This is a genomic window from Synechococcus sp. CCAP 1479/10, from assembly GCF_019038515.1.
GTDB lineage: Bacteria > Cyanobacteriota > Cyanobacteriia > PCC-6307 > Cyanobiaceae > Cyanobium.
Genome location: NZ_JAFKRJ010000039.1, coordinates 1 through 9,228 on the forward strand (window position 1 = coordinate 1; position 9,228 = coordinate 9,228).

The following is a 9,228-nucleotide window of genomic DNA, read 5'->3' on the forward strand; positions in this document are numbered from 1 at the left end:
TTCGACTAACCGCACATCGGATGGATTCACATTCGTGAACAGCACCACATCACGGTTGCCGCTCGCGTAATCCACGTCACTGATCTCTTTTCGCTCTCCTCCCTGGCCGATCACATACACGTCATCGCCAACACCGCCGTTCAGGCTGTCGTTGCCGCTGCCCGACACCAGCCAGTCACGACCCGCGCCGCCATGCAACAGGTCATCGCCCGCTCCGCCTTCGATCCAATCCTGACCATCCGTACCAGACAAGTAGTTGGATTCTGATGATCCTTGAAAAAGGCGATGCCCTGAAGCAAGCCGTTGGAAAACGCTTCCTTTTGCTGCATCGGAAATGAATGAGTCCTGCAATTTGACCAGAATCAGAGATCCAGAATCTCCGATGGCTCGAAAAGATCGAGTCAGCTTATACAGTCCCAGGAAGTCTGATGACTGGAGGAAGCTTGCATCCAGATAGCTGGCGATCCACTGCAGGCTCTGCTGCGATGGCTGCAAATGAATGTCACCATCTGCCGTCACAAGACGTTGCAGGATCGGCTTTGCATCCGTCTGGAGAATCAGCTGATTTTCCAACTGAAGACGGAGATCTTCATAGGCCTGATGAAGCAACCGCACCGCCGGACCAATCGGCCGAGGGTCAGTCCAGCCCTGGCGAAAGCGCTGACCGAGCAGGCGCTCCATGACTGCGAGTCTTCCATCGATCGCATCCCAGCCAGCCTTGAGCTGCTCAGAAGACACCCCCACCCAACGAAAGATCAATGGATCAATCAGTACCTCGCGCTGTAAGGTGTTGCCCTGGATCCAGCTTTCCAGAAGCAATCGCAGCTCTCCGGATTGATCTGCAGCCATGGCTTGATGCAGGTCAGGCACCATACCCATGCCTTTCAGATCTGGAAGTGCAGAAAGGCCTGCATCAATGGAGACAGGGTGAAGCCACCTGGTTCGTGCCTGGTCGACCTGAAACCAGACATCATGCATGGATTGAAGAGTTCCGCCAGAGGCCTGGAATCTACCGATCTGAAGGTGCCGGTTACCCTCAGAGTCGACCATATCTGATGCTACATAGTCAACACCAAGCCGCAGCAAGCCTGCCTCGCTGAGGCTCACAATCTCGTCTTGATCGGTAACCGCATTGCTATTTCTGTCAATCCATACACTCAGCTTCGACCATACTGGATCTTGTTGATCGATCCAACGATCTCCATTTCCATCAAGTGCCCTGAGAGCATCAAATCCATTGGCCGCCTTCGTTCCATTCGGCAGCAATGTGTGATTGCCAAATAGCTCACCTCCATGGTCGATGAGGCCATTGCTATCAAGATCATGCACAAGGAGTCCGTCCGTCGGGCTGATCCAACCCGTCCGTTCGGCAAATCCATTACCGTCATGATCAAAATGGATCGCAGATCCATGCTCAGATGATGTGATCACTCCATTGCGGTCAAGATCAAGAATAAGGGGACATGAATAGTTTCTTTCCGCCGCTTGAAACTGATTTCTCAATGCCCCCAGTCCCCGATCCCAGAGATCGGCAAGGTGCCCAGCCACAAACTCTGCAGCCTCGTCGGAATAGGCACTTCCAAGCATCGAGGCCGACAGCACGATGCCACTTGCAGCCAACCAGCCCAGCGGGCCCGCAGCCAGCAAGGGTGCCACTGCCAGTGATGCCAGGCGACCAGCAAGAATCGCCCCGGCATTCTCAAGTGCCCATTGGGTCATCATCCGCTGTGCAGCGTCCGGATCGCCCGCATCCATTGCTGCTTTGGCATCATGGGCCACGGCCGCAAGGCTGACGACGTCAGCGATGTGGCCCAGTTGATCCATGGCCTTGAGCCAACGCGATGGAGTCTGAGGAGTCTGTGGAGTCTGAGGAGACTGATTGAGAAGATCTCGCTTGTAGTGAACAGCCAAATTGTCCTGGGCTATTCGGATCTCTCTCAGCGCTTCACGATGCGCAGCCACCCTCTCCTGGGGAATGAAGTCCGCCATCGACCGCATCGGAGTATCGGGGGGAGGGGCATTCCCATTGATCGCATTGGAGTCTTCAAAGAAGTTTCGGGCGTCAAGGACGTAATGCTGATTGATCTGCAGAGGGTTTCCAGATTCGTCCACAGATATCTTCAGCCTTGATGTCCTCACTTCGGACGCTGCAATGATTATCTTAAAAGCATCCTCAACGGCCATTCCATGAAATACCTCAATTGGTATTCCATCAATACTTGTCACTCTTGGATTATTCAGAATCAGCGGGAGCTCTGTCTGAAAGAAGACTCGACTTACTGATGCCCCTCCAGTGAAAGTCACCACCTCTCCAACGGCATCTGCGACATACCGGGCAGAAACCCTGTCCCAAACTCCATTATTAACGCGCATACCATCAACAACTTCCCCATCCATAAAGCTTTGCAGCCCAACCTTGTCCTCCCCGAATATCTGCTTCAGTTTGTCGACAAACTTTTTATTGTAGTTACTCGAGTTTCTTGTCATATTCATAAACTTTCCTACCTCAGACTGATCAATGGTACGGACGTCATTGCCAGATTCGTGCAGTGCCTCCGCCATCGCGCCAGAATGGACGATCTTCTCACCGACGGAAGAATATCTTCCGGTAACTCCACTATAAAGGACCGTAACAGACCCTTGAACCCGATGATCGACTCTCTCAATTAGCTCTAGAAGCTGTTCCTTAGTTTCAATTGTGTCCAGCAGAAGATTGGCCTGCTCAGCAGTAAGCTTCATGATTCCAAGATGCGGATATACAGTGACTAAGTGCTAGAACTGAATTGTTACAATTGACTCAAGAGGTGGTCGGCTCTCCTCGCCATCAACCCCAAACACGATCAAGGCACTACGGAGAACTGACAAGACTTCATGCATATCCAGGCCTCCAAGATCGCTAGGCTGAATATGAGAGACTTCTTTCCATACGATCTTCGGAGCATTCACCTGCGATCCGATAGAGACGTTTTCAACATTTAGCGAAATGTCCAGCAGCGTATCTCGCATAAACAGCCAGAATCTTCCTTCAGGGATGTATTCCCTGGAAAAGTTTTCAATGATCCCCCCCCACAGGTAGCAATCCAGCTCCCTATCCCTCGTCCAGTAACGGCCATCACCGGGCTTGAACGGCAGGTTGTATCGGGCAATGTCTTCATCCGAGACCACTTCGTTCACGAAGCCCATCTGGGTTGCCTCAAACACTGTGGGACACAACGGTTGGAAGCCATGATCCGCGTTGGTGGAATTGCCATCACGCGACTTCCTGGACATCACGAGCTGCACGTTGAGAACCTAACGATGGACAGGGGGATCGGCCAGCGATGACGAAACGTCGAACGCGTGCAGGTCCTGTTCCAGGCTTCCCGGCGGCGGTCACGGGGTCTATGGCTCCACGCGTCAGTGCTTCGGGAGGCCGTCGTGGAAGAAGTCAGAGCGCTTCAACGATGCCTGTCCAGCCAGGGCGCCATCTACCACACCATGAGGGTCTTCAGGCGTCAAGGCACAAGGCTGACAATGGGGCAGAAAGTCCTGGATCAGCGCTGCAAGGCCATGTAGGACACGTCCTTGTCTCAGCGCTGCGTCGCGATCCAGACCATTGTCGAGGCTGCGGCCAGTGACTTTCGTACCACCTTTGGTGGCGATACCGGTGCCATGGTGAGCGGCAGGCCCACGAGGGTCATTGCTGGGCTCTGGGCCCCAGAGCCGTCTAGTGGCTGGTGCGCCCAGAGCCAAAGAGACAAACCTTCACCCGTCTTCAGCGGCCAAAGCCCCGCTGCCTAGCTTGAAATCAAGCCGCTGTGCTTGCCGTGGTGAATCCGTGGTTCAGCCGAAGCCTGCCAATGGTTACCCTGCTCCTGGGCCATGCCATCGGGACACCCGCGCCCGCCATAGCCGTCGCCCAGCGGTTTCCCGCTACTGCGGGCGACACCAGGGGCTCCCACGCAACGCCACGAACGGACAACCAGCTGCCGCCGCAGGTGAGCGGCTGGATCCGCCAGGCCATGGCACTGGAAGACGCGGGAGCCGACGGTGAAGCCTGAACCTGCAGCAGAAGGTGGTGGACTGGCTGCGGGCGAATCCCCAGCAGGATGATGCCACCACGGCCCGAATCCTCCATGCTTACGGGCGGCTTCTCTGGATCAACAACCGGTTCGTCGAGGCGCTTGGCCCAGTCGAGGAAGCCGTGAAGCTGCGCCGGAGTCTGGAGGGAATCAGCAGCGATGGCGCAGCTGATCTGGCGGCTTCACTGAGACTGGTAGCCCCTCTCTACGCAGCCACAGGGCGCAGCAAGGAGGTGCTTCCACCCATCCTGGAAGCGGTGGCGATGCATCGCCGGCTGGCCGAACGCGACACCGGCCTGAGGGGGGAGCTTGCCCTTTCCCTGAACGTCCTGGGACTCATCTACAGCGCGCTTGACCGCCCTGCAGCGGCGCTGCCACCCACCGTCGAGGCGGTAAAGATCCGTCGATCACTGGCCTTCAAGGATCCCGAGGAGATGGCCAACCTGGCCGATGCCCTGAATGATCTGGGAAATCGCTACGGCGAACTGGCCGACTCGAGGACGCGCTCGCTACCTACCTGCAAACAGTGGACAACCTCAGAAGGTTGGCTCCCGCCAATCCTGCCTCCCTCAGCGTTCTGGCGGACACCCTCGGCAACCTGGTCAGGGTCTATCGCGAACTCGGGCGCCCCTCCGAGGCCCTGCTCTACTGCCTAGAAGCGATCCAGATCCACTGCAGATTGGCAGGCACGGACCCCGCCATGCAGAGCCGGCTCGGTGATGCACTTCATCAGCTGGGCCGCATCCACAAGGAGATGGGACAGCCTTCTGATGCACTTCCAGCCCAGATCGAAGCCTTTGCGATCTACCGCAGACTGTCGGCAGTCAGTTCCGTGAACATCGACGGCCTGGCCTGGATTTCGCTACACGATCCTCACCGCCAGTGATCGCTTCACGACGCCCTTGGCCCTGGGGCTGGATGCCACGCTGATCACCCCATCGGCGCTGCTGCAGTTCGGCACGGCCCTGATCCAGGAAGCCGATGGCACCCCCCGCACCTTCGACGTGCAGTGGCGCCCCAGGAACGGCAGCGGTGCGGTGGCTTCGGCGCTGCAGCTCCTGGGGGCCGCCGGCAGCAATGGCACCGCGGCCGCCGGGGTGTTCGATTCGGCCTTCAACCGCCTGGCCATCGCGGCGGCGGGCAATGCCAACGCCACCGGGGCCCCGATCGGCAGCACGGGCTTCACCACAGGCCAGGCCACGGCGGCAGGGCTCAGCTCCGACCTTGTGTTCCGCCTGGCCAATCTGCTGGCCATTCCCTCCGGGGCCGGGCTGGAGCAGGCGGTGAACTCGATCACGCCGGAGTCCTATGCCGCGTTCCAGAGCGTGGGGCTCAATGCCCTGCGGCAGCAGCGGCAGACGCTGATGGCCCCGGCCGGCGGTTGCCGGACGACGGGTTGGGTGATCGGTGGCACCACCCGGCAGAACGACGCGTCCTCCGCAGACAAGAAGAACGGGACACCGGTGTGCGTCTTCGCGACCGGAGGCAATGCCACCGCCACCATCGATGGCCGTGATGGGCTCTCGGGCTATGACGCCGCGGTCGCCGGTGGCTTCTATGGCCTCGAAGTTCAACCCAGCCAGCGGTGGACGCTGGGTGCGGCCTATGGCTACGGCACGGCAGGGTTGAGCAACCTGGGGGCCGGCAGCGACAGCATCAGCTCCAGCATCAACAGTGGCTCGCTCTACGGGGTCTACAAACCCGATGGCCCCTGGACGTTCAAGGGGCTGCTGGGATACGGCAACTACAACGTCAGTGGGCTCCGGCGCCTGATCGCGGTGGGCAATGGCAACCCGATCACCGGCAGCACAACAGCCCATGGCTACACCGCCGGGCTGCAGGCTGACTATGCGATTCCGCTCAGCAAGCCAACCGCCACGGTGCCGGTCACGCTCAAGCCGCAGCTAGGTGTGGCCTATGGGGCCTATCAGCAGGACGGGTTCAGCGAAAGCGGTGACCCGACCATGAACCTGAACGTGGCGGGCCACACCAGCCAGAGCCTGGTGGGAACGGTGGGCGCCGAGGTGACGGCCGCGATTCCCCTGAACCCGGAGAGGACTCAGCTGCTCAAGCCACGCGTCGCCGTGGCCTATCAGGTGGATGCACTGGGGGATCGCAACGGCAACAGTTCCCTGAACGCCTCCCTGCCAGGAGCGGGCGTGAACTTCTCCAGCGCCGGCCAGAATCGCGGCCTCAACGATCTGACGCTGAGCGGCAGCCTGGAATACGACATCGCCAGCAAGGCGTCCCTGTATGTCTCAGCCTCCTATGAAGTCTTTTCCACGGGGCGCCAGTTCGCCTATGGGGGTGGCGTGAAGCTCAGCTTCTGAGAAGGCAGCAGAGGGTGCCGGGAACGGGGCCGTCGGCCACTGAACTGTCGCGTTCGGCCCTTCCCCTTTGCTCCTGGGTGCTTCAGATCCGCTGCATCCCCAGTGTAAGAATCAGCTCTGAACGCGGATCGCGACGCCGCACGCTCTTAGCTTGGAATAAAGCTGCAGGGCGTACCGTGGAGCGACCGTGGTTGAGCCTAAGCCTACCCATTGTGGGACTGCTTCTAGGGAGTACCGCAGCACTCCCAGTTGTTGCGTCCTGGGCCGAAGCCAAGCAGCTACTGCCAGACCTCAACGACAGCTGGGTAGTACTGACGCAACCAGCGACGCAAGATCAGCTGCCAAAGGTGGTGACCGACTGGATCCAGCAGGCAGAAGCGCTTGAAGAACAGGGTGCCTATGACGAGGCCCTGGCACAGTGGCAGAATGTGATCAGCTGGATGCGGGCCAATCCCCAGCTGGGCACAGCAGAAAAAGCGGCCATTCTTCATCAGTTTGGTTGGTTGCTCATGATGTCGGGCCGGCCAAGTGAGGCGATGGCCCCGACCGAAGAGGCCGTAGCCATTCGCCGCAGGCTGACGGCAAGCAGTGCTGGTTTCGAAGCTGAACTAGCCTTGTCGTTGAGGCAATTGGGAATGGTGTTCAGCAAGTTGAACCGCCCAAGGGATGCACAGCCTCCCACTTTCGAAGCCATAGCGATCTACCGGAGACTGGAGACAGGCGATTCGGAATTCCGCGACGATCTGGCTCTATCTCTTTACAACCTGGGTGTTCAGTTCACCATGCTGGACAGACATCGAGATGCGTTGGAGCCCACCATCGAATCAGTGGCCATCTACCGCAAACTGGCGGCAAGCAACCCCTCCTTCGAGATTGATCTGGCAGATGCTCTCGCCAACCTTGGTATCTACTACAGCAAGCTAGGTCGCTTCCCCGAAGCCTTGCCGCCCACTCAGGAGGCAGTAGCGATCTACCGCAGATTCGCAACTGAAGATCCAGCTGTCCTAAAGGATCTCGCCCGTTCTCTCTTTAATCTCAGTGTTCAGTACACTGCTCTGAACAGACGCGAAGATGCAGTCCAGCCTACGATCCAATCTGTGGCAACTTTCCGAAAACTGGCAGGGATCAACACCTCCTTCGAGGTTGATCTAGCAGATGCTCTCGCCAGCCTTGGCATCCACTATAGCGAATTAGGTCGCTTCTCCGAAGCCCTGCCGCCCACTCTGGAGGCAGCGACGATCTACCGCAGACTCACGGCACGCAACCCGACGGTGGAGAGCGATCTAGCCCTTTGCTTGAATAACTTAAGTGGCCACTATGCGCAACAAGGCCGTACTTCAGAAGCGCTATCGCTCAGCACCGAAGCAGTGGCGATTTATCGTAGACTGGTGGCAAGCAACACGACGTTGCGGGGCGATCTAGCCCGTGCTCTGTACAACCAAGGCGTCCACTACAGTGCGCTGGGTCATCCTTCAGATGCACTGCCACCCACGATTGAAGCGGTAGCGATCTATCGCTCACTGGCAGACAGCAACCCAGCGCTTCAGGTCAGTCTGGCCCATGCTCTATATAATCTGGGGGTCAACTCCAGTGAACTTGGGCATCATTCAGAAGCTCTGCAGCCCACGCTGGAAGCAGTTGCATTGTACCGCAAACTGGCAGCTGGTAATCCAACCTTGCAAGGGAATCTAGCTCTTGCCCTTGGCAACCAAGGTGCCATTTACGGCAAACTCGGCCGTCGAGACGAAGCCATGCTACCCACTGTCGAATCGGTGGCAATTTATCGCAGGCTGACGATAGACAACCCGACACTCCAGGCCGATCTAGCCCGGAATCTGAATAACTTGAATACCATCTACAGGGAGCTTAACCGTACAGCGGATTCGCTTTCCCTCATCCTAGAAGCAGAGGCAATTTACCGAAAACTGGCGGCAAGCGACCCGAGCTTCCAAGGCAATCTGGCCACTACTCTGCATGAAATGGGCATCACCTACAGCAAACTAGGGCGCCATGGCGAAGCCCTGCGAACTACACTGGAGGCGGTGGCAATGTACCATAAACTGGCAGCAAGCCATCGAGAAACTCAGTCAAATTTAGCAGGTGCGCTATTCAACCTTGGCGTCAACTACGCTGAACTCAAACGCCCTTTAGATGCCCTAAAGACAACTCTCGAAGCGGTGGCCGTTTACCGAGAACTGGTGGCGAGGGACCAGTCATTTCAGGCAGATTTAGCAGATTCTCTCGCTAATCTTGGATTCTACTATAGCGAACTGAATCGCTTTTCCGAAGCCCTTCAGCCCACTATTGAAGCGGTGAAGTTGTACCGAGAGTTGACGGCAGGGGACCCAGGAATTCAAGTCAAACTAGATCATGTTCTGAATCATTTAAGCAGCCTCAACAAAGCATTGGGGCGCCAGCCTTAAGCAGCGGACGGCCATGGGAAAGGGGGCTCATTGCTGCAATTGGATTGATCTGCCAATGATTGCGCCGGCATCCAAGAACAGCCAATCAATGACCGTGATCAATCTCCGTCACCATGAACGCTGCGCAGCCCCTTCACCCATCCAGCTCCAGCCACTTCTTCGCCTCCACCGCCGCCTTCTCCTGCCCCTGCCGGTGCCCGAAGGCAAACGCCGCCACGCAGATCAAGGTGATCGCCGCCGGCACCGTCCCCGATGGCAGCCGGTTGCGGCTGGCCAGGTCGTCCGGCAGGCCCCCCAGCGTCAGCACCAGGAAACCCACCGCCCCCAGCGCCGTCAGGCCATAGAGAAACGGTGTGATCGTGCGGCGCGTCAGGGCGTGCAGCAGCAGCACCGCCAGCCCCACCCAGGGCAGGC

At 58.1% G+C, this 9,228-nt stretch carries 7 protein-coding genes; 4 read left to right on the top strand and 3 right to left on the bottom strand.

The genetic code is table 11. The features are described 5' to 3' along the window. Nucleotides 1–2,739, bottom strand: a 2,739-nt coding sequence (locus KUG39_RS14415; protein ID WP_286193198.1) for a calcium-binding protein, incomplete at its 3' end; no start/stop codon positions are given. Nucleotides 2,740–2,772: 33 nt separating this feature from the next. Continuing rightward, the gene (locus KUG39_RS14420; RefSeq protein WP_190612607.1) at nucleotides 2,773–3,270 is read right to left on the bottom strand and encodes a hypothetical protein; all 498 of its coding nucleotides are present in this window, start codon (nucleotides 3,268–3,270) and stop codon (nucleotides 2,773–2,775) included. A gap of 784 nt (nucleotides 3,271–4,054) precedes the next feature. Here KUG39_RS14420 and KUG39_RS14425 point away from each other — a divergent pair. The 4 genes from KUG39_RS14425 to KUG39_RS14440 all read left to right on the top strand — a co-directional run bounded on the left by KUG39_RS14425 (nucleotide 4,055) and on the right by KUG39_RS14440 (nucleotide 8,814). Then, the gene (locus KUG39_RS14425; protein ID WP_216915810.1) at nucleotides 4,055–4,717 is read left to right on the top strand and encodes a tetratricopeptide repeat protein; all 663 of its coding nucleotides are present in this window, start codon (nucleotides 4,055–4,057) and stop codon (nucleotides 4,715–4,717) included. Beyond that, nucleotides 4,606–4,947, top strand: a complete 342-nt coding sequence (locus KUG39_RS14430) for a tetratricopeptide repeat protein (RefSeq protein ID WP_216915812.1) — start codon at nucleotides 4,606–4,608, stop codon at nucleotides 4,945–4,947. The genes KUG39_RS14425 and KUG39_RS14430 overlap by 112 nt, the downstream gene beginning before the upstream one ends. A 16-nt stretch (nucleotides 4,948–4,963) precedes the next feature. Further along, entirely contained in the window at nucleotides 4,964–6,391 is a 1,428-nt protein-coding gene (locus KUG39_RS14435; protein ID WP_216915814.1) for an autotransporter outer membrane beta-barrel domain-containing protein, read from the top strand. Between the two features lie 350 nt (nucleotides 6,392–6,741). Further along, nucleotides 6,742–8,814 carry a tetratricopeptide repeat protein gene (locus tag KUG39_RS14440; RefSeq protein WP_216915816.1) on the top strand — a complete coding sequence of 691 codons (2,073 nt, stop codon included), beginning with the start codon at nucleotides 6,742–6,744 and terminating at the stop codon, nucleotides 8,812–8,814. 133 nt (nucleotides 8,815–8,947) lie between these two features. Here the strand turns inward: KUG39_RS14440 and KUG39_RS14445 are convergent. Further along, a partial coding sequence (locus KUG39_RS14445) for a hypothetical protein (RefSeq protein ID WP_216918346.1) occupies nucleotides 8,948–9,228 on the bottom strand: 281 nt, incomplete at its 5' end.